This is a genomic window from Dinoroseobacter shibae DFL 12 = DSM 16493 (assembly GCF_000018145.1).
GTDB classification, from domain to species: domain Bacteria; phylum Pseudomonadota; class Alphaproteobacteria; order Rhodobacterales; family Rhodobacteraceae; genus Dinoroseobacter; species Dinoroseobacter shibae.
Genome location: NC_009952.1, coordinates 2,713,889 through 2,739,554, shown reverse-complemented (window position 1 = coordinate 2,739,554; position 25,666 = coordinate 2,713,889). Strand labels below are relative to the sequence as shown.

Here is a 25,666-nt window from a genome sequence, read left to right as displayed (position 1 = left end):
ATAGGGGCCGGGCGGGCGCGTGTCATCCCTCGCCCCGGCAAGCATAAAGTGCGACCGCCGCCGCGTTCGAGACATTGAGCGATCCGAAGTCGCGGGCGAAGGGAATTTTCACCAGCCGGTTGCAGGTTTCCTTAGTCTTGTCCCGCAGGCCCGGTCCCTCGGCACCCAACACCAGGGCGATGGGACGGTCTGTGAGGTCGCGCAGGGCCGTGCCGATGGTGTCCTCGGCGGTGCCATCGAGCCCTAGGAGCACGAAGCCCATGGCGCGCAGCTCTTCCATGGTCTCGGCCAGGTTGCGCACCCGCAAATAGGGTTGGCGTTCGAGCGCGCCGGAGGCGGTCTTGGCCAGCGCGCCGGTTTCGGGTGCGGCGGACCGGGCGGTGGAGATCACGGCCGCGGCCCCGAACACCTCCGCCGAGCGCAGGATCGCGCCCACATTGTGGGGATCGGTCACCCGGTCCAGCAGCACCACCAGCGGCGGGCGGTCCGCCGGGCCGGTGAGGACCGTCTCGGCCAGCGGACCCCAGGCGAGCGGCTTGACCTCCAGCGCGGCGCCCTGGTGGACCGAGCCGGGGTCGAGCGGCGCGGGAAACCGGCGCGGGTCGGCAATCTCCGGTGCGATCCCGGCCCCGGCGATGGCCTCGGCCAGCTTGTCGGCGGCGTTGCGCGTCACCACCAGCCGCAGTTTCGTGCGCGCGGGGTTTTCCAGCGCATCGCGCACCGCGTGCAGGCCAAAGAGCCAGACGGTCTGGGCCGCCGCCGCCCGTTTGGCGCGTTCCTTGTCGATCACCCAGGTCGGTTTCTTGCCAGCCATTGCCTGTCATCACACGCGGTTTCGAAGCGTCGGGCATAGAGGACCGCCCCGCACGGGTCAACGGGGCGGTTTTTGCCGTTGACGCCCCCGGCACAAGGGCTTAAGCAGCGCGCCAGTTGGGCGACAGGCCGCAAGGTGTGGCAGGGGACTGTAACTCCCTCGCGGAGACGCACGCCTGGTTCGATTCCAGGGTCGCCCACCACTTCTCTCTTCCAGACCATTCCAGAGAACCTGCCCGGGTTGGGGCGGGGACGGGGCCGTTCATCCGGCTCGCGAGACGCCGTGTTCGGGCGTTTGACCTGAGTGCCCGGCTGGTGCTAGGTGCATTGTATCCTTTCGGATACAAGAGGCTCTTCTTGAAAGAATCGTCGAAATCCAGCGGCGAGGCCGCTTATGGCGCGCTGCTCGATGCCATTCACTCCGGCGAGTTCCGCCCGGGGGACAGGTTGCGCGAGGAATCCGTGGCCGAGCGATTGCGCCTGTCGCGCACGCCGGTGCGAGAGGCCCTGCGGCGGCTGGAGGCCGAGGGGGTGGTGGAGCATCGGCCACGGGTGGGCGCGGTCATTCGCAAGCTCTCCCAGCGTGAGATCGTGGAGCTTTACGAGATGCGCGTCGTCCTGGAGCGCACGGCCGCGGCCATGGCGGCCAAGCACGGTGCGGAAGCGGAGTTCGACGCGCTATCAGACCTCAATGAGGCGATCAGGGCCGAGCGGACGCACCCGGCCAGGGCAGCGGAGATCAATCAGCGGTTTCATCTCGGGCTCTATCATGCGGGCCGCAATCGGTTCCTGATGGATGCGGCGCGGGCGCTCAACAACTCGTTGATCCTGCTGGGGCCGACCACCTTCACCGACCAGGCCCGGATCGACCAGGTCACCGCCCAGCATACCGATATCGTCGCGGCCCTGCGGGCGCGCGATTCGGACGCGGCCAGCGCCGCGGCGGAGACACATTTGCAGACCTCCCTGCGGCACCGATTGCGGGCGTGGGACGCATGATCGGCATTTTCACCGCCTTCGCGGTCGCGCTTGCGGGCGTCGGGCTGTTTCAATGGCTGGACCTGCCGCTGCCCTGGCTTCTGGGGCCGATCTTCGCCTGTCTGACGGCGGCGATGCTGGGCGTGCCCATGCGCAGCCTCAAGCCGATCAACGAGGCGACGCGCATGGTCCTTGGCGTGGCGGTCGGGGCCACGCTGACGCCGCCGGTCCTGGCGACCTTTCCCGCCATGTGGCCGACCCTGATGCTGGTTCCGGTGATGGTTGTTGCGATCGGACTGGTGGGGGTACCTTATTTCCGCAGGCTGTGGGGGTATGATCCGGCCACGGCCTATTACTCGGCCATGCCGGGCGGGTTGCAGGACATGCTCCTTTTCGGGGAGGAGGCGGGGGGCAATGTGCGGACCCTGTCTCTGATCCATGCGACGCGGGTGACGGTGATCGTCGTGGCATTGCCCTTTTTGCTCAAGGGGGTGTGGGGGGCGGATCTGGGCAATCCGCCGGGTGCGTCTCTCGGTGTCGTGCCGGTTCACGAGATGGGTTTGATGGGGCTGTGCGCGATTGTCGGCTGGTGGGGCGCGCGTCGGATCGGGCTGTTCGGCGCGGCCATCCTCGGGCCGATGATCGTGACCGGGGCTGCGGCCATGTCCGGACTTCTGGAGAACCGCCCGCCGGCGGAGGCGATATGGGCCGCGCAGTTCTTCATCGGCGTGACCATCGGCTGCAAATACGTGGGCATCACCTGGGGCGAGATCCGACGCGATCTTGCCGCGGGTCTGGGGTTTTGCGGGATCCTGATCGTGCTGACGCTGATCTTCGTCGAAGGCGTCTATCTCGCCGGTCTTGCGCCGGGAATGGAGACGCTGCTGGCCTTTGCACCGGGGGGGCAGGCGGAGTTGACGGTGCTGGCGCTGATCGTGGGCGCGGATGTGGCCTTCGTGGTGGCGCACCATATCCTGCGGATTTTCGTGGTGATCCTCGGCGCGCCCATCGTGGTGCGGATGCTTGGGGACAAGGACGCGCGCTAGGGTCGGGCTTAGGGGTCGGTCTTGAACAGGTCCGCCTTGAGGGCGGCCTCGACCAGTTCGGCGACGGTGCGGACGTCCATTTTCTCTAGGATGCGGGCGCGGTGATGGTCCACGGTGCGCGGGCTGATCCCCAGAGTGCGGGCCACGTCCTTGGAGGAATTGCGCGCCGGGTTCGTGGCGATGATCAGCGCGATTTCCTGTTCGCGGCTGGTCAGGCCCTGGTACCGCGCCACGATCTCCGACTGGTGCTGGTTGACCTCGCGCCGCTTGGCATCGGCCTCGAAAGCGGCGTCGATCCGTTCGATGAGGATCGATTGCTTGAAGGGTTTTTCCAGAAAGTCGATCGCACCCATTTTCATGGCCTGCACCGATTCCGGGACACCGCCATGGCCGGTGATGAAAATGATCGGCACGTCGATGCCCGCGGCTTTCAGATAGGCCTGCAATTCCAGCCCGTTCATGGTCGGCATGCCGTAATCAAGGATCAGGCAGCCCGAGGCCGAGCCATCATAGGTGCCCAGAAACTCATGGGCGGAGGCGAAGGTCTTGACCGTGTAGCCGCGTAACCCCAGGGCCCGGGAGAGCGATGCGCGTATATCCGCATCGTCATCCACCAGAAAGACGCATGGCTCCTGCAATTCGCTCTCAGACATCACCGATTCCCCTCACCGGCAGGGTGAAACAGAACCGGGTCATCTGACCAGAGCGTTCGTGCCAGATCTTGCCGCCATTCGCCTCGATCAGCGTACGGCTGATCGACAGGCCGAGCCCCATTCCATCCCGCTTGGTGGTCTCGAAGGGTGTGAACAATTCCAGCGCGTCGTCGATGCCCGGCCCGTTGTCTTCGACGACGACGCGGACATGGTCGCCCTCCCGGGTGGCGCTAACGCGCAGGATGCGTGCGTCGCTGTCCAGCAGCGCGAGGGACTCCACGGCGTTGCGCAGCAGGTTGACCACCACTTGGGCGACCTGCACCTTGACCGCCCGAACCATGATTTCCTTGCCCTTGGGGAGCACGAAATCGACGCTGTGCTGGCGCGCTTCGGGCAGAACGAGGCGGCGGGCCTGGGTCACCAGTTCGATGATGCCGAAATCGCTGGGGACGTTCTCGTCCTTGCGCACGAGGGCCCTCAGCGCCCGGATGATGTCGGCGGCCTGATGGGCGTGATCGTCGATTTCGCCGAGAAGCGCGCGTACGTCATTCATGCGGTTCGGTGTCTTCTCGATGGTCAGCTGGGCGGCATCCACGTTCTGGGTGATCGCGGTCAGGGGTTGGTTCAGTTCATGGGCCAGCCCGGTTGCCAGCTCCCCCATCATTTCCTGCCGCGAGAAATACGCGATCTCCCGGTTCAGGGTTTCGATGGTCTCTTCGGTGGCGCGGGCCTGGGTGATGTCGTCAATGGTGGCCACCACATAGGTATCATCCGGGCCGCCCTCGTGCACGTAGATGCCGTTGAAGCTGATCCAGACGGTCTCGCCGCCCCGGTGCAGGACTTTCGCCTCGAACCCGAAGGCTTTCTGCCCGCCGATCCAGTCGCTGAACTCAGCCCGTATCTCGGTTTCTTCGGGATCGAGCAGCATGCGGAAATCCACCCCTTCGAGATCGCCGGGGCTGTAGCCGAGCAGTTGCGCGAAGCTTTCGTTGACGCGCTTGAGCCGACCGGAGCTGCTGTCGATCCGGACCATGCCGCGGGAGGCGCGCTCGAAGATCTCGCGGTACTCGGTTTCTGTGCGCCTGCGCTCCGAGATCTCGTGGACCAGCGCGGTGTTGGCGTTCTCCAGTTCCTTGTAGGTGCTGGGCAGGGGTTCGTTCGGGTCGACCTCGCCCTGGGAGATCAGCGAGGAGCGCACGGCAAAGGCGCGCACGGGGGCGTGAATCCGGTTGGCGAGGGCCAGGCCCAGGAGGGCGGTGGTGGCCGCCACGGCAATGGCGATGAGGGTGTTCTGGGCGCGGTTCTCTTTCAGAGCTCCGGTGAAATCCACCTGTGGGGCATAAAGAACGATGGTCCAGGGAATGTCGTCGAGCCCGAAGGGCATGATCAGGGACACGAACCGCTCGCCCAGAAGCTCGAAGTCAGACTGGATCGGGCTGTCCACGGCCACCCCGTCCGGGCCGAGGCGGTCGCCGAACGCGGCGCGTGCAATGGGATCGTCGATCTCGGTAATCGAGGGGAATTGCAGGGTGCCGCCCTCGCCCTTGGTCGTCAGAAGATCCGGGTTCGGGTGGGCGATCACATCCCCGTTGCGATTGAGGATCAGGGCTGCACCGGTCTTCCCGATCCGCAGGTTGGATAGGAAATTCGACAGCTCGGCGATCTCGATATCGACACCCACGACCCCCTGGACATTCCCCTTGAACCCCACCACCGGCGTGGCGGCCGTGATGCCGGGGGATTGCGAAGTAAAGAAGATATAGGGATCGGTCCAGATGCTGCTGCGATATGCGGTCGCCTCTATATACCAAGGGCGCGCGCGGGGATCATAGGTGTCCGTCGGGTCGACATACCGCCCGATATCCGCGAAATCGTCGCTGCGACGGATGAACAGGGCGCGGTGGGCGGACTCCACATCGACGATCTTGGTCAGGTATTGCTGGTCGCCTTCCCGTTTGACGTAAACGAAGTTCCCGTCGGAATCTCCGTAATAGGCCCCGGCGAACTGGGGGGCCGAGCGGAGTTGCTGAAACAGCAGGCCTTCGAGGTGGTCGCGGTCTTCGCGGCGCACGATCTGGTTGGTGGCAAGCGCGGTGGACAGTTCCGCCGCACTGCGGGCCGGAGACATGAACCATTTAGTATGCTGGATCACGTTGGTGCCAACGTCATAGAGTTGGCTTCTGGCGTGTTCCAGCAGGCTGCGCTCGGATGTGAAGTAGGACGAGAACACCACCACGGCCACCGCCAGCAGCTGCAACCCTGCCAAAGCCAGTGCAAGAATGGCCCCCAGTGACTTCATGCGTCCGCCCTGTCCCGTCAGTGGTTTCCCGCCGACAATCCCGGAGGGGTGTCGCGTGTTCTCCAAACTCATTCTAGAATGCATGTTGAGCGCATGGCTACCATCCCAAAAGCAACACGCTCTGCCCCAAGGGGACAGAGCGTGCCGATCCAAGCCACTCACTCCTGGAAAGTCTCGGGCGTCTCACGAAACACCCTTAAATGTCTGTCCCGGCAAAAAAACGCACGCACCGGCTGATAGAAAGCCTAGAGGCTGCGAAGATGAGGGGCTATTCGCTGTGTTACCTACGTAGTTTTGCCTATGTGGGCGAGTGCGCGGATTTTTGCGCAACCCGGGGCTGCGCCCCGATCGAACCCGGGCTGTCGCGCGCGATTTGCCCGAGGCGCTGGACCGCGCTTCAGACCGGGGGAAACACCAGGGTTCTGGCTGCTGTGGTGATGCTGTCGACCGAGGGCAGGGTGGCGGCATAGGCCGGGCCGGTGGCGATGAAGCTGTCTGCGGCGGTGTCGCGCGCGAGCCGGGCATTCGTGCGCTCCGATAGGAGGGCCATGAGCCCTTCGGCGACCCCGCCGGAGTGGCGGGTTTCGTCGACGATCAGGATGTTGGGGATGCCGTCAATCGCCTCCAGCAAGGACCTTTCCGGCAGCGGCGACAGCCAGCGCAGGTCGATGATACGCGGATCGATCCCGGCGGCGCGAAGTTGCGGCAGGGCCTTGTGGCACAGGTAGTGCCCGTTGCCGAAACTCACGAGCGCGAGATCCGTACCGGTGCCGTGCTGGCCGACTTGGCCGAGATCGATGCGCTCCCCCGGCGGGGGGTAGCGGGTCATCCAGCCGCCATCCTTGTCGCCCTGCAGATCGCGCATCGGGTAAAGCGCGATGGGTTCCAGGAAAACCACCACACGCTGTTCCTCCCGGGCCAGCCGCACACATTCGCGCAGCATTCGGGCGGCATCGGCACCGGTGGACGGGCAGGCAAGGATCACGCCGGGAATGTCGCGCAGGACCGCCAGCGCATTGTCGTTGTGAAAGTGCCCGCCGAACCCTTTCTGGTACCCCAGCCCCGCGATGCGCAGCACCATGGGGTTCGTGTATTGGCCGTTGGAGAAGAAGGGCAAGGTCGCTGCCTCGCCCCGCAACTGGTCCTCGGCATTGTGCAGATAGGCGAGAAACTGGATCTCGGGCATCGGCACGAAACCGTTCTGGGCCATGCCGATGGCGAGCCCGAGGATGGATTGTTCGTCCAGCAGGGTGTCGATCACGCGGTCGCGCCCAAAACGTTGCGCCAGCTTCTGGGTGACGCCGTAGACCCCGCCCTTGCGGCCGATATCCTCACCCATCAGGACGATCTCGCCATGCTCCAGCATCAGGTCGGTGAGCGTGAAGTTCAGGATCTTCGACAGGGGCTGAGGCGCATCGAGACTGTCGAAATCGGCCCCGAAGGCCGCCGCGCGCGCGTCCGGCGCAGGCCCGTTCCCGGTGCGGCAGGGGCGTTTCGGGGGGATGAGGCTGTGCATGACCTCTGCCGCGGTGCGCAGGCGAGGTCGTTTAACCACGTCACGCGCCAGATCGGCCACCTCGCCATGACAGTCGGTGTAAAGCGTCAGCGCGTCGGCAGAGGGCAGCACGCCCGCCGCATCCAGCATCCGCACCATGTGCAGGAGCGGGTCGTCCGCCTCCGCCGCTTCGACCTCGGCGCGGGGCAGGTAGCTGGTGGGCACATCCGCGCCCGCATGGCCATAAAGCCGGATCGTTTCCAGGTGCAGGATCGCCGGGCGCCGCTTGTTGCGGACATGATGCGCCGCCTCCCGGGCCACGCGGAAGGTTTCGTAGATGTCGCGCCCATCGGCGTGGAAATAGGTGATCCCGGGCCGCGCGCCGAGGCTCGCGGAAATCCAGCCCGGCGGGGTTTTGGTCGAGATGCCGATCCCGTTGTCTTCGCAGACGAAGAGAAGGGGCAGGGGGATATTCCGGTATGCGGTACAGCTGGCGGTGTTGAACGCGCCCTGCGCGGTGGAATGGTTAACCGAGGCATCCCCGAAGCTGCAACAGACGATTCCGTCCGGGTCGAGTACCCGATGTTCAGGCTTGTGCCGCGCCGCCGGGGCAATGGAATAGGCGGCGCCCACCGCCTTTGGCAGGTGGCTGGCGATGGTCGAAGTCTGGGGCGGGATGTTCAGCGCCCTGGAGCCGAGCACCTTGTGGCGCCCCCCCGATATGGGGTCCTCGGCCGAACAGGCGAAGCTCAGAAGCAGGTCGCGGGCCGGGGTCTGGCCCGGCACCTGGGCGGCGCGCGCGACCTGGAAGGCGGCGTCACGGTAATGCAGGAAGGCCATGTCGGTCGGGCGCAGGGCGGTGGCGACGGCCGCCATCGCCTCGTGCCCCGAGGAGCCGATGGTGTAGAATCCCTGTCCGGCCTTCTGCATCTTGCGGCTCTGCAGGTCGAGCACGCGGGTCAGGCAGGCGGCGCGGTAGATGCTGCGCGCTTCGTCTGCCGAAAGCGGGCCGTCTGGCGCGGCGCCGGGGGGCAGATCGCGCGCCGCGACCCGGCGCAGGAAGTTCTGATGCACGATATCGGCGCGGTCCATGGCTCGGGCCCGGTCTCCAGTGGTGGCGGCAGGCTTGCCCATCGGGCACGCGGGCGCAAGAGCGGAAACCGCGACGCAAGCTTACAGGCCGAACCGCAGGGGTGCGTTGGCAAGGAGTTGATACAATGCCTCTGCGCGTGGTAGCATTGTAGCTGGCGTTCACAGGTATTTCCGGACGTCGCAGTTTTTGAGATTAACAAGTGATTTCAGGGGGATGTATGATCAGAGTCCTGATCATGTCGGATGTGCAGGTGTTTCGTGAGGGCTTGGCCATCGCGCTCTCGCAAAGTGGGGAGTTAGATGCGCGGCAGGCATCCTCCCGATCACAGGAGGCTTTGCGGACCATTCGGCGGTCTGCCGCCGATGTCGCGCTTGTCGACCTTCAGATATGTGAAGCCACCGATTTCATGGCGGCCTTGTCCCGGGGAGCACCGGAGACAGCCCTGATCGCCATGGGTGTCGACCGGGACGGTGGCCAGATTCTCGAATGCGCAGAGGCCGGGGCGCGGGGGTTCGTGGCGCGGGACGCATCCCTGGCCGATCTCACCCGTGCCATTCACGATGCGCGGGCGGGTGCCCTGCGTTGCCAGCCCGAGGTGGCGCATATGCTCTTTTGCCATGTTGGGCGGCTGAGGGCTCGGCGCGAGGCGGAGCCCTGCGCGCAGCCCGGCATGCAACTGACCCGGCGCGAGCGGGAAATCCTCGACCTGATCGAGCGGGGCAAGCCCAACAAGGTGATCGCCTGTACACTGGGCATCGAGGTCTCGACGGTGAAGAACCATGTCCACAGCCTGCTGGGCAAACTGGGGGTCCGCCGCCGAGGCGAGGCGGCCGCCCTGCATCGACGCAGATCGACGTAGCATCGCCCCTCCGGACCGTCACCTGCCGCTGCCGCCTGTTTCGGGAGGCTTTTTTTGTGTGGTCTGTGAAGATCTAGATCCAACGGTCCCCCGCATGGGCCCGAGGGTACAGATCATTTTTGAACCCAAGGCTTCATTTGCAGCCACTGTCGGTTCTGGAACGCTGAGACGATCCGTTCCGCGGACAAGAGCCGCGGCTGTCTCAGTCAGGAGCCCTGTCATGGCGGTCTACCAATCCCCCGGCGTCTATATCGAAGAAATCCCCAGCGGCGCGCGTCCCATCGAGGGGGCGGCCACGTCCGTTGCGGCCTTTGTCGGCTCGGCCAGGCGAGGACCGGCGGGCAGCGCCGAGCCGATCGGCAAGCTGGACGATTACAAGTCGCTTTATGGAGACATCACCTCCGAGGACGACGCCATGGGGCTTGCAGTGCAGGCCTTCTATCTCAACGGGGGCAAGAAGGCCTTTATCTGCCGCTTGGCGGGAGGGCTTTCGAAGGCGGCCTCGGTCTCGGTCAACGGTCAGGGCTCGGGTGGGGCGAACACGGCGCAGCCGGTCCTCGTTGTTTCGGCCTCCAGCGTGGGCGACTGGGGCAATGATCTCTACATCCGCATCGTGAAGCCGGACCCTGATGCCCTGAGCTTCGATCTGGAGGTCGGCGCGCGGATCGATGGCACGTTCGAGTTGATGGAGCGTTTTGCGGGGCTCGACATGCGCGCGGGCTCGGACCGTTATGTCATTGACGTGATCGCGGATCAGTCGCGGCTGATCGATGTGGCGCTGGGCCCGGATGCGCAGGCCGAGCTTGCCGCGAGCGATTATGCCGATGCGACGCTGCAAGGCGGCGATACCGGCACCGAGGCGACCTATTTCACCGCGGGGCTGGGCGGTGCGACCTCTGGCACGCTGACGCTCAACCTCAATGGGCGGGGGACAGAGACCATCACCGTGGACCTGTCCACCGCCGGGCTCGATGGCAGTGACCATGTGGACGATGCGGACCTGCTGGCGGCGGCGGTGCAGGCGGGTATCCGGGCGCATAGTCCGCTCGATGTGTTTCAGACCGTCACCGTGGACTACACCGCGCCCCGCTTCACCATTACCGCGCCCGAGGACGGATCGGTCGCGTCCCTGGCGGGGGGCGGTGGGACGCTTGGCGCGCTGATGCGGATGACGCCGCAGGATCGCGCCACCCTGACCAGTGAACCTGCGGTCGGGGCCAGCGGGACGTTCTTTTCCAGCGCGGCGAACGGGGTGAATGCGGCGGCCAATGCCCCGACGGAGATCTCGATCACCATCGATGGGCATGGTCCGGTGGCGGTGGCGATGGATTTCACCGACACCGGCTTTGTCGGCACCAACGGCACGGACGGTGCGCTGGTCGCGGGCGTGATGGAGACCGCGATCCGCGCAGCACGGCCGGACCTTGTGTCCTTCACCGAGGCGACGGTGGTCTATGACACCAACCGCTTTGTCATCACGTCGGGCAACCCGGCGCCACGCGTCAGTGGCGTGTCGGTCGCGGCGGGCAACTTCGCCGATTACCTGAACCTGAGCACGGGCACATCCGTGGCCGGGCGCGCAGTGACCCAGGGCACTTCGCCGGTCATGCCGCTGCAGACCCTCGGATCCGGTGGCGAGGGGGAGCAACTGGTCGGCGGCACCACGGTCGCGCCGTCGGCGGCCGATTACGCCGCCTTTTACGACGGGGTGCTGCGCAAGGTGCCGGATGTGACGATGATCCTGTTGCCGGGCCAACCCTATACCGAGACCGGACCGAGCCTGGAGATTTCCAACACCATCGCCTTCGCCGAACGGGAGCGACGGATGATGTTCATCGCTGATCCACCGCCGGGGGTGGAGTTGACCACCGATACCGGGATCGACGCGCTGCAGCTGACCTCGTCGACCTATGCGGCGACCTATTACCCTTGGGTGCGCTCGCCCAACCCGCTTTACAATGTGGACTTAAACCCGACCGCGCCCAAGACGGTTCTGATCCCGCCTTCGGCCTTTGCCGCGGGGCTGTGGACCAAGACGGATGGGCGGCGCGGGGTCTGGAAGGCGCCCGCGGGGGTCGAGACCCGACTGGTCGGAGCTTCGGCGCTCGAATTCGAAGTCGAGGAGTTGGAGCAGTCGACGCTCAATCCGCGCGGCATCAACTGCTTTCGGAAGCTGCCGAGCTTCGGGTCGGTGGTCTGGGGGTCCCGGACGCTGGCCACCAAGGCGGTGCCGGAATGGCGCTATGTGCCGGTGCGGCGCACCGCGCTCTTCATTGAAAAGTCGATCAAGGACGGGATCCAGTGGGCGGTGTTCCAGCCCAACGCGCATCCGCTCTGGGCATCCCTGCGGACCAATATCGGCGGGTTCATGGATGGGCTGTTCCGGGCCGGGGCTTTCCAGGGAGAGAAGGCCAACGACGCCTATTTCGTGCGCTGCAATCTCGGCGACACGATGACCCAGGCGGATATCGACCGCGGCCAGGTGATCGTGATCGTCGGCTTTGCGCCGCTGAAACCTGCGGAATTCGTCATCGTGCGAATTCAGCAGAAGGTCGCAGAACAGTAATCGAGACAAGACGAGGAGATACGATCATGGCGGCCCCTCTTTTTCCGGCCAACGCCCACCGGTTCGATCCCTACCGGACCTTCAACTTCCAGGTGCTGATCGATGGTCAGACGGTGGCCGGGCTGCGCAAGTTCTCTGGCCTCAAGCGGACCGTAGAGGCGGTGAAATGGCGCTCTGCCGGGGAGCCGAACGTGGAGCGGGTGATGCCCGGTGGCGCGACCTATGAGCCGATCACCCTGGAACAGGGGCTGACCCATGACCCGGTGTTCGAGAACTGGGCAAACCTGGTCAACAACATCCAGGGTAATGCGGCGATGTCGCTGGTGCAGTACCGCAAGGATATCACACTCAACATCATGAACCTGCAGGGGGCGGTGGCGCTCAGTTACCGCATCTATCGCTGCTGGGTGAGCGAGGCGCAGTTGGTGCCGGAGCTTGATGCCGGAACGCGCAATGCAGTGGGCATCCAGATGATCAAGCTGGAAAACGAGGGCTGGGAACGCGACGTGTCGGTGGCCGAGCCGGTCGAGACGTGAGCGAGCTGACCCTCATCGGAGGTGTGCCGGGCGAGGGCGGGCTGCGCCAGGATGTCGTGCTGCGCCCGATGACGGGCCGGACCGAGATGGCGCTGGTCGATCTGGGGGATGCGGCATCGAACTTGTCGCAACCCGCGCGGGTCAGCCGGTTTCTGGCCGAGACGGTGGAGAGCGTCGGTGGCGCGCCGGTGGATCCCGGGGCCCTGAGCGTCGGAGACCGGCAATACCTGGTGCGCCAGATCGGCGCACGGCTCGGGCCGGATACGGTCTGGCTTGGCGGAACTTGCCAAACCTGCGACGGGCCCTTCGAGGTGCCTGTGACCCAGTCGGACTTGCCGGTCAAACCGGCCGGGCCGGGCTACCCTCAGACGCGCCTGTCGGTCGAGGGTACGGCCTGCGTTCTGCGCAGCCCGACCGGGGCCGACCAGGAGGCGATCGCGGGTCTGCCGCCCGGGGCCGCGGCCGACGCGCTGTTCGCGCTGCTGGTGGAGCAGGTTGAGACCGGGGCGCTGGGCGTGGAGGCAAAGCAGCAGCTTGAGGCCGCCATCGAGGACCTGTCACCGGAGGTCGCGCTGGAGGTCGCCACGTCCTGTCCGGAGTGCGGTGCCGCGCTGCGGATCGAGATCGATCCCTACCTGGCTCTCAGCCGGCCGTCCTCGGACATTCTCGACGAGATCCACCTGATCGCCAGTCAGTATCACTGGTCCGAGGCGGAGATCCTCGCCCTGCCAAGGGCACGGCGGCAGGCCTATCTTGCGCGGATCGACCGGGCGCGCGGCATGGTACGCGCCCCCGAGTTCGGCGCGGAGGGCTAGGCGATGGGGTATCTCGGCCAGGTGGTTCGTGACGCCCAGCCCCGGCGCAGGGCCACGCCCGCTTTCCCGGGCGCGCGCGCCGCAGGCGTGGTCGCGGAGCCCTTGGTGTCGGCGTGTCTGATGGAAACGGAGGCTGAGGGATCGCCGCCATCGTGGGAAAACGACACCGGAGCCGCGGCGCGCGTGGCGCCCGACCCCCTCGAATCCGACAGCGAGCAGGGGAGCGCCGCTGAGCCGGTCCGCAAGGACAGCAAGGACAATCTTGTCCAGCCGCCGATGCCGCATTTCAGAGCCGCTGGTCCCGACGGTGCGCAAGGGCCGAGCCTTGCGACAGGCACCGCGCGGAACTCGTCCGTGCGGCATGCCGAGACGACACGGCGCGCCACAGAGCAGGCGCCGAGCGCATCAGGAATGCCGGGGCAGTTATCCCAGAGCCCCGTCGCGCCCGGACACGCCGTCCCGCGCTGGCCCGGGTCACCCGATGCGCAGACGGATGCGGAATATCGAGCGTATCGCCGCCCGCAGCATGCCGACCGGGATCTGTCCTCTGACCCGCCGGTCTCGGAGCTTGCATCGGTGGCGCGGTTCGCAGGAGATCCCCCGGTGGACCCTGAGAGAGTAGCTGATCCGCAGGCGGCCCTCTTGCCCGCGGCGATTACCCCCGAGATCCGCAGTCCGGTTGACGCGTCCTCATCCCGGCCGGTGCCATCGGTCAGCGCGGCCCAGATCCCCGCCGAGGCCCCGGAGGTCCGGATCGGTCATGTGGAAATCGTCGTGCAGGATCCCGCGCCTGCGCAACCCCGGCCTGGGCGGACCCGTTCCTCCGCTCCGATATCGCCCAGCCGCTTCCATGTACGGAGTGTCTGAGCCATGCCGGTGCCCACCTCCTCGCTGGCGCAGGTCTGCATGCAGGTGCGCGACGTGATCAGCGCGGGCATCCAGGCCCAGGCCCGCGGGATCGAGGTGACCATGGGGGCGCCCGCGGTGGTGGGGGGGATCGACAACCCGACCGAACATCATCTCAACCTGTTCTTCTACCGGTTCGAGCCCTCGGGGTTTCAGCCCGACACGCAGCCCGACCTGCCCTGGCGGATGCGGATGTTCTGCATGATCACGCCCTTCGGTATCGTGGAGGCCGATGGCGGTCAGACGATCTCGGCAGGTGAGAACGACATGCGCATCCTGAGCGAGACCATGCGCGTGTTGCATGAGACGCCCGTACTCGACCCGGTGACTGTGAGCGCGGCGGGGGGTGCCAATGGGATCGAGGTGCGCACGCGTGTGGTTTTCCTGCCCGCCACAGATGAGCAGATCAACCAGATCTGGTCGACCCAGGGCGAGACTCATTACCGCCCGTCTGCGGTCTACGAAATGTCACTGACCCCGGTGATGCCTCTGGAGCTGGCTTCCGAGCCGCGGATGGTGGGGGCCATCGGGACCGATATCCGCGCGAACTTCTCGGCGCGGAGGGCGGCATTTGACGGGGTGATCCTCGGCCCGCCGGTCCCTGCTGTGCTGGTGGACACGACCGGTCCGGGCTGGGCCCCGGCCACGGCATTGATCTTTGAAGGTGCGCTCCACCGCACCCTTTCGTTCGACGTGACAGCCCCGGCCTTTGCCGGGTTCGTCCCGCAGGTCTGGATCGCCGGAGAGACCAACACGCCGGTGGATCTGGTCTGGCAGGCGTGGCGCGACACCGGCTGGGAAACCGTGGGCGCGGCGCAGGCCGCTACACCCGCAACCGAGGATATCGATCCGCGCAACATTCCCGCAGGGTTGCCGGGGGTGCCCGTGGCCGCGCCGCTGCCGGAGGCGCTGGCGCCGGATGAGACCTCGCTGCAACTGATGCTGACGGCGCAGCGGCAGTTCACGCGGTATGCCGGGGGGCCGGTGGAAACCGCGCGCAGCGCGCCCTTGCTCATCACCCTGTGGCGGGAGGTGAGCCCGTGAACGCGATGGACGAGATCACCGGCTTTGCCGCGCTGGAACCGGAATGGGACCGGATCGAGGCGCTGGCCCTGTGCCTGGTGGAATCGCGGCAAGGTCGGGAGCCTCCAGAGGCTCTTTTGGAGGCGTTGACTGCGCTGCAGGTTGCAGTTTCCGCCCTGCGCACGGAGACGGCCCATTGGCACGGTCTGCCTCTCGATGGTTTGAGCATGCTGGAGATGGATATCCTCGCCGCGCTCGTGGCCGTGGAGGTCCAGCCGCGGGTAGGCTGGCTTTTCCAGTCCTTGCAGAGTGCCGGACCGCAGCCGTCGCCCGCGTTGCTGCAGGAGCTGTTGGCCCTGCGTCCGGCCGAGACGGCCGGGTTGCACCGGGCAATGTCGCCGGAAGGGGCGCTGGTCAGCCGCCGGATCATCAGCGTCGAGGCGCCGGGGCTCTACGGCGCGCTGCAGATCGAGCCGAGGATGCTGGCGCGGCTTATGGGCTGGCAGCGTGTTCTGGCACCGCCGCCCGGCGCGACCCTAATCCGCGATCCGGCGAGCTGGCAGGACCTGGTGCTGCCGGAGACGCAGATGCGCATGCTGCGTGAGTTCCTGATCTGGGTGCGGCAGCGGTCGCGCGTGGTGACCGACTGGGGCGGGCGCGATGTGGGCGGCCCGCTGGCGCTGTTTTCGGGGCCGTCGGGGACGGGCAAGACTTTCACCGCCTCGGTGCTGGCGGCGGAGCTGGGCTGGCCGCTCTACCGGGTCGATCTGGGGATGGTCGTGTCGAAATATATCGGCGAGACCGAAAAGAACCTCAACGCGCTGTTCGATGCCGCCCATGGCGCGGAGATGGTGCTGCAATTTGACGAAGCCGACAGCCTTCTGGGCAAACGGGCCGAGGTTAAAGAGGCGCGCGACCGGTACGCCAATATGGAGGTGTCGCATCTGCTCAGCCGGATCGAGCAGCATCGCGGCCCCTGCATCCTGACCACCAACCTGCGGACCCATCTGGACCCGGCGTTCATGCGGCGCTTCCAGGCGGTGATCGAGTTTCCGCGCCCGGATCTCGCGGCGCGGGAGGCGCTCTGGGCGCGGCTTCTGCCTGCGGGCGCGCCGATCGCGGCGGAGGTGAAGCTGGCTGAGCTTGCCGCGGCGGTGCCTCTGACCGGCGGGGGGATCCAGAATGCGGCCTTGCACGCGGCCTATCTGGCGGCGGAGGACGACACGGAGATCGGGCTGGCACAGATCGCAACGGCGATCTGGCGCGAGTTGGGCAAGTCCGGCAAGGCGACGGGCCACAAGGAGCTGGGGCCGCTGGGCGCGCATCTGCCGCAGGCCGAGCGGCTGGAGGGCGCATCATGAGCCGGCGCAAGACCGTGATGCTCGACAAGGTGACCCTGCATGTGCCGCCCGGGGCGGATCCGCAGGCGGTGCTGCGTGCCGTGACAAAGGCGATGGGGCAGGGGGCGTCGTCCTCAACCGCCACAGTGCGCGTGACCGTACCTGGCATTCCGGGCGAAGGCCCGCAGGCGCTGGCGCAGCGCATCGGGCGCGCGACAGCGGCAAAGCTGAAATCGGGGGGCGGGGCATGAGTGTTGCGCTGATCCGCGGCTTCCTGATCGAATACGGCATCAGCCTGCCGCCGCTGGTGTTCCAGTTCACGTTCAACCCGACCACCCTGTCGCGGACCCGGTCGATCTCGCTCAGCCAAGGCGGTGCGCCGGGGACGAACCGGGGATACGACTTCACCACGCCTGCCGAGACGCCGCGCGTGGCCCAGGGGGTCGAGTTGCAGCCCGAGACCTTCACCATGGCGATCCTGCTGGATAGCTCGGACCGCATGGCCGAGGGCAATCCCATCGCGGGTGTGGCGGGGATCGAGCCGGAGCTGGACACGTTGCGGTCCATGGTCGAGCCGAAGGTGCAGGGGCCCGGGGGGCTGAATACGTTGGCCGCGCTGGGCTTTGGGGGACAGCGGGCGTTCCAGCGCAACGAGACGGCCTCGGTGCTCTTGCTGGTCTGGGGCACGCATGTGCTGCCTGTGTTCCTGACGCAGGTGCAGGTGGAGGAGACCGCCCATCTGCCCACGCTGATCCCGTACCGGGCCAATGTGCAGCTCAGCTTCACGGTGATCGAGGGCAACAACCCGTTCTATACGGTCGAGAAAGTGCGCCAGTCCATCGGGGCGGGCCTGAACGCGGCGGACACGGTCGCGAGTGCCGTGTCCTTCAGTTTTGGCGGAGGGTTCTGAGCCATGTTTTCCCGCAACTCCCGGTACGCAGCGTCGCGCCTGTTCGAGCCCGGTCAGGACGGAACATCGGTGTTTCGGGGCATTCGGCCCCGGGCGATCGCGCCCACCGAAGGGGTGATCGAGCATACCCAGACCGAGGATGACCGGCCCGACCTGATGGCGCTGAACTTCTACCAGGCGGACCGGGCGTGGTGGCGGATCCTCGATGCCAATCCGGAGTTCCTGCTGGCGGGTCCCGTGCGGGACGCAGACGGCGCGCGGGTGAGTTTCGGCGCCGGGCTGCAGCCCGACCGGGGCGTTGGCGACGTGATGATTTCGGACGCGATGCAGGGCGATGCCGTCCTGATCCCGCCGAAGAAGGGATGAGGGGATGCTGGAGCTGATCAAGACCCAGAGCCGTGCGCCCGGCGAGTGCCTGATCCATATCGGGGACGCGGAGATCGTCGATCTCTACCCGTTTCTGATGGAGGTGACGGTCGATACGGCGCGGGAGGCGGCCTCCGAAGCCGTCCTGAAATTCGAGACGCGCCGGGATCTCGACGGCAGCTGGATCGTGCAGGATGACGACCGGATCCGTCCCTGGAAGCCGCTTCGGATCGAGGCCGCGTTCGGGGACGAAACGGAAGAGGTCATGCGCGGCTATATCCGCCAGATCGATGTGTCCTTCCCCGAGGATACAGGGGGCGCGACGGTCACGTTGGCGGTGCAGGATGACAGCCTCGCCCTTGATCGCACCGCGCGAACCGAGGCGTGGGGCGCGGAGGGGCGGACCACGGATCAGGCCATCGTCACGGACATCCTGTCGCGCAACGACCTTGTCCCGGAGGGCATGCCGGCCCTGGGCCAGACCGACCTCGCGGTGACCCAGGACGACACCGATGCGGCCTTTCTGCGCAAGCGGGCGGAGGTGAATGGTTTCGAGCTGATCTACCGCCGGGGCGCGGTCTATTTCGGACCCCGGCGCTTGACGGCGGCGCCGCAGGCCACGGTGAAGGTCTATGCCGGGCCGGACACCACCTGTTTGAGCTTTGCGGTCACCGATGACGGGATGAAGCCCGACGGGGTGGAGTATGACGTGGCGAGCGCCGAGGGCGCCAGGACCGAGACCCGGCGTCTGGCTCCGAACCTCGATGCGCTGGGCCCGGAGCCAGCAAGCTCGGTCGCGGCGCTGGACGACGGGTTCGTCTGGAAGATCCGCAAGGAGGGTGAGAGCGACGCGGCCAAGGCCGAAACCCTTGCGCAGGAGAAGGCCAACGCCAATGCCATGAAGATCAGCGGCAAGGGTGTTCTGGATGGCGCGCTCTATGGTCATGTGCTGCTGACCGGGCTGCCCGTGGGCGTGGACGGGGTGGGCAACCGCCATTCGGGCATCTGGTACGTGGACCGGGTGCGCCACGTGTTCGACACCACGGGCTACCGGCAGGAGTTCGAGTTGCAGCGCAACGCCTATGGCGACAACCTGCCCGAAACAGGCGATCCGCTGGCGCGGCTGCGGGGGGTCGGCACATGAACAAGCCGCTGGACATCCAGGTCGCGCAGGAGCAGGCGCGCCGCTATTACGGCAAATTTCGAGGGTTTGTGGTGGACAATGCCGACCCTGAGACGCTCGGGCGACTGCGGGTCCGGGTGCCTTCGGTGATGGGCAACGAGGTGTCGGACTGGGCCTTGCCCTGCGCGCCCTTTGGCGGGCTGGACGGGCAGGGGCTGTTCCTGATCCCGGAGGTCGACAGCCAGCTCTGGGTGGAATTCGAAGAGGGTAATCCGGACAAGCCCATCTGGGTGGGCACCTTCTGGCGTGCCTCGGACCTGCCCCCCGAGGACGCGCGCCAGCCGGAGCCGACCACGCGGATGCTGCAGACCCCGTCGGGACATCGGCTGCGCTTCGACGACGCGGATGGGGACGAGCGGATCACGCTGGCCCACAAGAGCGGCGCGGAACTGGTGATGGACCCTGAGGGAGGTCTTGTGCTGACCAATGCGGGCGGTGCGATCCTGACCCTCGACGAGACGGGCAACAGTGTCACGCTCGAAGACGGCAATGGCAATGAAATGACCATGACATCCACCGGGACGACGGTGAGCGATGCCAATGGCAACGAGGTCGTGATGGGGCCGTCCGGCGTGACCGTGAAGGGCACGACCGTGACCATCGAGGGCAACCAGGTCGCGGTGGCGGGACAAGGGGGCGAGCCGCTGATCAAGGGCATGAGCTTCCTGAGTCTCTTTGCCACCCATGTCCACACCACGACCTTCCCGGGCTCTCCAACATCGCCGCCCATCCCGCAGGGCGAGTTTTCCAGCCTGACCACCAAGACAACGGCCAACTGAGGATGACCCGATGACCCGCCTCAACGCACCGGACTACATGAAATTCCCCCTCACTGTGGGGCCGGAGGGGGCTGAAGTGTCGTCTCGGCTCGCCCATGTGCGCGAGATCATCGAGCAGGTCTTGTTCACCAACCCGGGCGAACGCTGGTTCCGGCCCGAGTTCGGGGTGGGGGCCGTGGCGCTGGTGTTCGAGCCGAACGCGCCGCCGCTCTGGGAGGTGACGCGCAAGCGGCTGACGGCGTCGTTGACCGATGCGCTGGCGGGGGAGGTCGATCCCAAGACCATCGAGGTGGGCATCGACACGGCGGCCTCGTCGGAGGCGCATCTGCTGGTCACGGTCGGCTTCACGCTCGCCGCGATAAACCACACCGAACGCAACACCTATGCCATCGGGGGGGCGGGCTGAGATGGCCGACACGCCGCAAAGCGTTCTGAGCTTCGACGCCGGGTGCCCCGATTGCGGCGTGCGGCGCGTGCAGCTGCCTGACCCGTTGCCGCCGGTGGGGGATGATTTCGACTGGCTCCAGCGGGACTATGACGGTTTCCGCATCGCCATGATGGAGGAGTTGGCCGCGCGCTTTCCCGAGCGGCGCAGCTGGTCGCCCGCCGACCTGGAGGTGGTGCTGGTCGAAGCATTATCGGTGGTTCTGGATCAGCTTTCGGACATGCTCGACCGGGTGCATGCGGAGGCGTTTCTTGAAACGGCACGGCGGCCCGACAGCGTTTGGCGCCTGTTGAACTTCATCGGCTATGACCCCTTGCCGGGTTCGGGGCTGGCGTATGACCCGGATGACGCGGCGCAGGTTGCCGCGGCCAAGGCAGTCCTGTTGGACCGCTGGTTGACCTACCCGGCCGAGATGGCGGCGGCCAAGATCGACGGGCCGCGTTCCATTCAGCGCCAGCGCCGGATGGTGACCGAGGCGGATGTGGTCTCCCAACTCGAAGCGCACCCCCTCGTGGAGCGGGCCCATGCGCGCATGCGCTGGACCGGGTCGTGGAATACACTGCGCGTGGCTTGCCTGACCCGGGAGAACACGCCGCTCGATACACCCATCGGCGGGATCTACGGCCCTGCAAGCGATGAGACCGCGGCGTTGCGGGCCGAGATCGACGGACTGCACCGGGAGGCGGGGATCGACCTGATCAACTGGGACGCAGAGCCAACCCTGCGCAGCGGGTTGCGCGAGTTGATCGATGCCTACCGCATGGCCGGTCAGGAAATCTGGCTGGAGGATCCGGTGGAGGTGCCGGTCCTGATCGATATGACCGTTCTGGTACGGGACAATTTCTACCGCTCCGAGATGCAAGCGGCGGTTGCACGAGCGCTGGGCACGGGGCTGGACGGGTTCTTCTCGCCCACGCGGTTGCGGTTTGGTGAAGACTTGCACGCGTCAGATGTGATTGCGGCGGTGATGGCGCTGGACGGCGTGGAGGCAGTCTGTCTGAACCGGTTCAAGCGCCTTGGGGACAGGTATTCGGACCAGTCCGAGAGCGGGCGCATCGAGCTGGTCGAACGCGAGATCGCGATCTGTGACAACGACCCGAGCATGCCCGGGCGGGGTCTTTTGCGGTTGCGGACGAGCGGAGGTCTGGCGGGATGAGCGGCGATTTCACACGTTGGAACCGGGCCGGGCTGCGCCGCTTTCGCTATGTCGGTGGCAACGCGGTCACCTTTCTGGAAACGCTGCGTGCGCATCTGGCGGAGGGATACCGCGCACCCGGGGAGGCCTTGCCGCGCTGGAGCGATCTGGTCACCCGCAACCCGGTCGCAGCGGACGAGGACCCGGCCGAGCGCGAAGCGCGGCTTCTGGCGCAATACGCGGACATCCGGCGGGATCATGGGTGGGAAATCCTGCGGGCCTTTGCCCGGTCCACCCATGTTCTGACCGAGCATATCGATGCCTACGCCAATGAGACCTTTATCCGTACGGCGACCCAGTGGGACAGCGTGCGGCATCTGATCAAGCTGCTGGATGCGCGGCCCGCGCCGCCTGCATCAGCGCGCACGGTCCTGGCGTTTGATGCCAGCGAGGCGGGCAAGCTGGCCAAGGGGTTCCAGGTCAAGGCCGGGCCGGGTGGCGACGGGCCGCCCCCGGTCTTCGAGACGATTGCCGATCTGGATCTGGACCCTGCGCTCAATGTGCTGCGCCCGACCGACTGGAATCGCGGTCAGGAGGATTTCGCCTACAGCGCTGCAGCGAGTGGTCATGTCGCTAGTTTTCCCCTGCCCGATTCCGGGATGGCGCCGGTGGTGGGCGAGATCGCGGTGCTGGAGATCGCCGCGGCAGACGGGGTGTCCGCGCCGAGTGCTTTCGGGGTGCAGGTCAACCCCGGCATAGGGGGCATGGCCATGTTGCAGGGCCAGAGCCCCGCAGGCGGGGGCGACCTGACGGTCAAGCGCTGGCGCGTGGCGCTCCATGCGGGCGCGCGTCTGGTGCAGACGCCGCGGCTTGCAGGTCCGGACGTGGTGATCCTGACACCGGAGCACAATCTCGCCGCCGGGCGCAGCACAGTGACCTGGCTTGCGGGCGGGACCTGGCGCACGGCGCGGGTGATGGAGATCGACGGGGACCGCGTGCGGTTGGACGGCGGTCTCATGCCAGGGGTCGGCGCGGATCTCTACGCGATGGTCGAGGCGCGGTCTCAGGTGCTGCCCGGGTCAGAAACGCTTGTTCTGCCGTTCGAGCGGGGCGCGTCCGGGCGGGTCTGGTCCGTGGCGCTTGTCGACAAGACGGCGGATGTCCGGACCAAGAGCTCCAATGACGCGCTGGGCAACTCGTTCCCGGAATATGACTTCGTCACGGGCCTCGCCACGGCGCTCTATGTGCCCGGAGGAAGCGATCCGGTGGCCCGGGTCGAGGTCGCGGCCCCTTCCGGTCTTGTGCTCGGCGGCGCGGTGGAGGGGCTGCGTCAGGGCGACTGGATCGTCTCGGCGGGTTCGCAGTTGCAGGCGGTTCGGGTGACGGCGGTGACTGAGCGGGAGGGCGATACAGCCATCGATACGGTCCCGGAGATTACCGATCTGCAAGCGCCCGTGCACTTGCACTTCGCCGATGTCTTGCGTCCGCTGGATCATGATCGCAACCGTAGTTCGGTTCATGATGCCACGGCACTCTCAGACCGGGTGACGCGCGTGCTGGTCGATGTCGGGGGCTCGGCGCGGCTGGCCCGGGGGCGACAGGTTATACTTGAGGATCCGGAGCGCTCCCATGCCGGGGAGATCACCGCGACCGGTCCGGGCTGGATCGAAATTGCGCCGGTGATCCCGGGAACGGAATTGACCGACCCCCTCGATGTCACGCCGTTCGAGCGGTGGTCCACCACCCTCTCTGCAAATGTGGTGACCGCCGATCACGGGGAAACACAGGACCTGAAGATCATCGGCTCGGGGGATGCGACGGCCTCCAACCAGGTGTTCGAGATCAAGGCGCAGGAGCTCTCGTTCACCACCGACCCGCTGATGCCAGCAGGGGTGCGGGCGGGGGTCGAGATCTTTGTGGGAGCCCGGCGCTGGCGCCAGGTGGGCAACCTGCGCGACAGTGGGCCGACGGATGCGGATTACGAGGTCCGGGTGGCCGAGGATGGCACGGTCACTGCCCATTTCGGCGATGGGCGCCATGGGCGACGTTTGCCCACGGGCACAGACAATGTCCGCGCGACATGGCGCAAGGGCGTAGGTTCGGTGGGCAATTTGCCGCGCAGCACGCTGCGCAAGATCGTGCAGCCGGACCCACGGCTCTCCGCTGTCCGGCAGCCTGTGGCAGCGGCGGGCGGGGCAGAGGCCGAAGGGGTCGAGTCTCTGCGGGACAATGCGGCGGCGGGCCTTCTGACCCTTGGGCGCGCTGTCTCGGTCAGTGATTTCGGCAAGCTCGCGGCGCAGAACGCCCAGGTCTTGCAGGCCATGTCCTACAGGGTGGCGCCGGGTACGGCACGTGGCGAACTCGTTGAGGTGGTCGTGGTCCCGGCAGGTGGGCGCATGGGCACACTGGGCGAGGATCTGACGCAATTTCTCGCAGGAAACGGGCTCCCCGGTGTCAATCTGCGAGTGGTGCCGTATGTGGCGTTGCCACTGAGCCTGTCGGTTCGGATCGAAGTCAGGAGCGCCGCGTACGATCCCGATGAAGTGGCCGAGGTCGTCCGCGTGAAGATCAGTGAGGCCTACGCGCTGGAGCGTGCACAACTCGGTGCGCCGCTCTTCCGCAGTCAGATCCTGCACCTCGTGGAAGGGGTAGAGGGGGTCGAGAACGCCCGGGCCGATATCCTGACCGCGGGGTGGGCGGGGATCACGCCCGCGCCCGGCATCGGCCTGGGCACAGGGAGCGGGGTGCGCAGCGTGCGCCCGCGGCCGAACCAGATGATCCACCACGACCCGGACCTGTCCCAGCTCACCATCAGCACACAGGAGTTCACGTTGTAGGCCATGCCCGAGGATTTCGCCCAGACGCTCTATCGTATCCTCCCGGCCTATTACAGGCAGCGCGACGAGACAGGGGATCTGAAAACCTACCTCGCAGGGTGCGGGGCCTTGTTGGATGCAGTCCATGCCACCCTGCGGCAGCGTTATGCGGACAACTTCCCCGACGCGCCCGACCCCGGCGCGCAGGCGGCGCAGGACTGGCTGCTGCCCTATTTCGCCGATCTGGTGGATGCGCGGCTTGTCTCGCCCTTGCCGGATGGGCGACGGGACGAGTTGGCCCATGCGATCCGGTGGCGCCAGGGCAAGGGCACCTTGGCGACGCTCGACAGTATCATCGAAGCGATCGGCCAGACCGAGGCCGTGGTGCAGGAGGGCTGGCAGCGAGTCGCGATGACACCGCGGATCGACCGCCCCCTGCGCCCGGCCCGGTCGTTAGGCTACGGGCAGGAGCCCGCGGGCAGCCCCGCAAACCACGCGCGGCATCCTGACCTGCCTGCGGCCACGGTCGATATGCGCTGCCCAAGCCGCGCCATGGCGGCCGATCCGAACCGGCCGGGCGTGCAACGCGCCCGGATCGACGGGGTGGACCGGGTCTGGCGCCAGGGCGCGCACCACGGAGCGCCTTGCTTTCCCGGCAGTTTCGAAGATATCTCTCCCCGGACCCCGGACATGCGCACGCCGGACTGGCGTGTGGGGCATTTCCATCCGCGCCGGGTCCTTGCATTCCTGCCGCCGCCATCGGGGTTCTTCCCGCCTTCTGCGGAGGTGGTGACCTGGCAGGACACGCCCTCGGCGGGTTATCTCGCCCGGATCGAGATCGACACTGAGACCGAGCCAGGCGTGGTCATCCATCGAAACATGTCGCTTGTGGAAGGACCGTTTCGGCCTGTGCAGGTGCAGGGATCGGTCGACCTTGACCTTGCCGAGACCCAAGGCACCACGTTCCGCTTCGAGGGGATCAGTTTCACCGGCGCGGTCACCAGCGCTACCGCGCGGCTGGAATTCTACCGCTGTGCGATGGTTCGGGCCGCGACCGAGCGTGTCGATCTTCTGGAACCTGCCTTGTGGTTGCGGAGCTGCCTGACGCAGGGACTGTCCGCGCCCGAGGGGCGCGTGCGACTGGAGGGTGTCACGGTGCTGGGGCCGACTGTCGCGCGGGCGGTCGAGGCCAGCGAGGCCCTGTTCGACGGGCCGGTGCACGCGCCGGACAATGACACCGCAGCGCCGCCTGATGGGGGGTGTCTGCGATACTCCCGCATTCTACCGGATCAGCCCGCGGGGCTCCTGCAACTCCGGCAGGTCACGACGGAGGCACCGGCGTTCTTCAGCCGCGATTTTCCGGCCCGCCATGTCGGTGTTCTGAGCCCGGCCACTCATCCCGCACTCCTCACCGGGGCGGAGGACGGGGGCGAGATCGGAGCGTTTCACGAAGCCCGTCACGCCGCGGTGCGGTCTGCGATTCATGACAAGCTGAGCGATTTCCTCCCCGTGGGGCAGGAGGTGGTTCTGATCCCCGACATCCGGCTGACCGCCGAGCCCTGGTCGCCGCCCTAGGCGCATAGCCGACCACCCCAGACGAGCCCAGAGAC

21 protein-coding genes and 1 tRNA gene are annotated in these 25,666 nt (G+C 66.7%); 18 read left to right on the top strand and 4 right to left on the bottom strand.

Annotation, left to right across the window (positions count from 1 at the left end):
• Positions 1-22: 22 nt before the first annotated feature.
• Complete coding sequence (gene rlmB / locus DSHI_RS13070) at positions 23-814, bottom strand: 23S rRNA (guanosine(2251)-2'-O)-methyltransferase RlmB (protein ID WP_012179232.1); 792 nt, start codon at positions 812-814, stop codon at positions 23-25.
• A gap of 118 nt (positions 815-932) precedes the next feature.
• Here rlmB and DSHI_RS22365 point away from each other — a divergent pair.
• The 3 genes from DSHI_RS22365 to DSHI_RS13060 all read left to right on the top strand — a co-directional run bounded on the left by DSHI_RS22365 (position 933) and on the right by DSHI_RS13060 (position 2,837).
• A tRNA-Tyr gene (locus DSHI_RS22365) sits at positions 933-1,016 on the top strand.
• Between the two features lie 154 nt (positions 1,017-1,170).
• Entirely contained in the window at positions 1,171-1,812 is a 642-nt protein-coding gene (locus DSHI_RS13065; RefSeq protein WP_012179231.1) for a GntR family transcriptional regulator, read from the top strand.
• Complete coding sequence (locus DSHI_RS13060) at positions 1,809-2,837, top strand: AbrB family transcriptional regulator (RefSeq protein ID WP_012179230.1); 1,029 nt, start codon at positions 1,809-1,811, stop codon at positions 2,835-2,837. The genes DSHI_RS13065 and DSHI_RS13060 overlap by 4 nt, the downstream gene beginning before the upstream one ends.
• A gap of 8 nt (positions 2,838-2,845) precedes the next feature.
• On the opposite strand, the gene DSHI_RS13055 is transcribed toward DSHI_RS13060, so the two are convergent.
• The 3 genes from DSHI_RS13055 to DSHI_RS13045 all read right to left on the bottom strand — a co-directional run bounded on the left by DSHI_RS13055 (position 2,846) and on the right by DSHI_RS13045 (position 8,376).
• Positions 2,846-3,490, bottom strand: a complete 645-nt coding sequence (locus tag DSHI_RS13055) for a response regulator transcription factor (protein ID WP_012179229.1) — start codon at positions 3,488-3,490, stop codon at positions 2,846-2,848.
• Entirely contained in the window at positions 3,483-5,789 is a 2,307-nt protein-coding gene (locus DSHI_RS13050) for a cache domain-containing protein (protein ID WP_012179228.1), read from the bottom strand. Before DSHI_RS13050 ends, DSHI_RS13055 begins: the two co-directional genes overlap by 8 nt.
• A 397-nt stretch (positions 5,790-6,186) precedes the next feature.
• On the bottom strand, positions 6,187-8,376 hold the full coding sequence (locus tag DSHI_RS13045; RefSeq protein WP_044027892.1) for a dehydrogenase E1 component subunit alpha/beta: 2,190 nt from the start codon (positions 8,374-8,376) through the stop codon (positions 6,187-6,189).
• A gap of 218 nt (positions 8,377-8,594) precedes the next feature.
• On the opposite strand from DSHI_RS13045, the gene DSHI_RS13040 reads away from it, so the two are divergent.
• From DSHI_RS13040 to DSHI_RS12960, 15 genes are all read left to right on the top strand, one after another.
• On the top strand, positions 8,595-9,236 hold the full coding sequence (locus tag DSHI_RS13040; protein WP_012179226.1) for a LuxR C-terminal-related transcriptional regulator: 642 nt from the start codon (positions 8,595-8,597) through the stop codon (positions 9,234-9,236).
• 220 nt (positions 9,237-9,456) lie between these two features.
• Complete coding sequence (locus tag DSHI_RS22615; RefSeq protein ID WP_012179225.1) at positions 9,457-11,802, top strand: phage tail sheath family protein; 2,346 nt, start codon at positions 9,457-9,459, stop codon at positions 11,800-11,802.
• 26 nt (positions 11,803-11,828) lie between these two features.
• On the top strand, positions 11,829-12,338 hold the full coding sequence (locus DSHI_RS13025) for a phage tail protein (protein WP_012179224.1): 510 nt from the start codon (positions 11,829-11,831) through the stop codon (positions 12,336-12,338).
• Positions 12,335-13,153, top strand: a complete 819-nt coding sequence (locus tag DSHI_RS13020) for a hypothetical protein (RefSeq protein WP_012179223.1) — start codon at positions 12,335-12,337, stop codon at positions 13,151-13,153. Before DSHI_RS13025 ends, DSHI_RS13020 begins: the two co-directional genes overlap by 4 nt.
• 870 nt (positions 13,154-14,023) lie before the next feature.
• Positions 14,024-15,103, top strand: a complete 1,080-nt coding sequence (locus DSHI_RS13010) for a Pvc16 family protein (RefSeq protein ID WP_012179221.1) — start codon at positions 14,024-14,026, stop codon at positions 15,101-15,103.
• A 5-nt stretch (positions 15,104-15,108) separates the two neighbouring features.
• Positions 15,109-16,443, top strand: a complete 1,335-nt coding sequence (locus DSHI_RS13005; protein WP_012179220.1) for an ATP-binding protein — start codon at positions 15,109-15,111, stop codon at positions 16,441-16,443.
• Positions 16,440-16,673, top strand: coding sequence for a hypothetical protein (locus DSHI_RS13000; RefSeq protein ID WP_044027889.1), 234 nt, complete (start codon positions 16,440-16,442; stop codon positions 16,671-16,673). Before DSHI_RS13005 ends, DSHI_RS13000 begins: the two co-directional genes overlap by 4 nt.
• The gene (locus tag DSHI_RS12995) at positions 16,670-17,332 is read left to right on the top strand and encodes a hypothetical protein (protein WP_012179219.1); all 663 of its coding nucleotides are present in this window, start codon (positions 16,670-16,672) and stop codon (positions 17,330-17,332) included. Before DSHI_RS13000 ends, DSHI_RS12995 begins: the two co-directional genes overlap by 4 nt.
• Positions 17,333-17,335: 3 nt before the next feature.
• Complete coding sequence (locus DSHI_RS12990) at positions 17,336-17,698, top strand: hypothetical protein (protein ID WP_012179218.1); 363 nt, start codon at positions 17,336-17,338, stop codon at positions 17,696-17,698.
• A gap of 4 nt (positions 17,699-17,702) precedes the next feature.
• On the top strand, positions 17,703-18,842 hold the full coding sequence (locus tag DSHI_RS12985; protein ID WP_012179217.1) for a phage late control D family protein: 1,140 nt from the start codon (positions 17,703-17,705) through the stop codon (positions 18,840-18,842).
• Positions 18,839-19,660: a phage baseplate assembly protein V gene (locus DSHI_RS12980; RefSeq protein ID WP_012179216.1), complete on the top strand. Its 822-nt coding sequence runs from the start codon at positions 18,839-18,841 to the stop codon at positions 19,658-19,660. The genes DSHI_RS12985 and DSHI_RS12980 overlap by 4 nt, the downstream gene beginning before the upstream one ends.
• A gap of 10 nt (positions 19,661-19,670) precedes the next feature.
• Entirely contained in the window at positions 19,671-20,066 is a 396-nt protein-coding gene (locus DSHI_RS12975) for a GPW/gp25 family protein (protein WP_012179215.1), read from the top strand.
• A gap of 1 nt (position 20,067) precedes the next feature.
• Positions 20,068-21,261 (top strand): baseplate J/gp47 family protein, encoded by a 1,194-nt coding sequence (locus tag DSHI_RS12970; protein WP_012179214.1) that lies wholly within the window; start codon positions 20,068-20,070, stop codon positions 21,259-21,261.
• On the top strand, positions 21,258-24,077 hold the full coding sequence (locus tag DSHI_RS12965; RefSeq protein WP_012179213.1) for a baseplate J/gp47 family protein: 2,820 nt from the start codon (positions 21,258-21,260) through the stop codon (positions 24,075-24,077). The genes DSHI_RS12970 and DSHI_RS12965 overlap by 4 nt, the downstream gene beginning before the upstream one ends.
• A 3-nt stretch (positions 24,078-24,080) precedes the next feature.
• Complete coding sequence (locus tag DSHI_RS12960; protein WP_012179212.1) at positions 24,081-25,631, top strand: hypothetical protein; 1,551 nt, start codon at positions 24,081-24,083, stop codon at positions 25,629-25,631.
• Positions 25,632-25,666 lie beyond the last annotated feature (35 nt).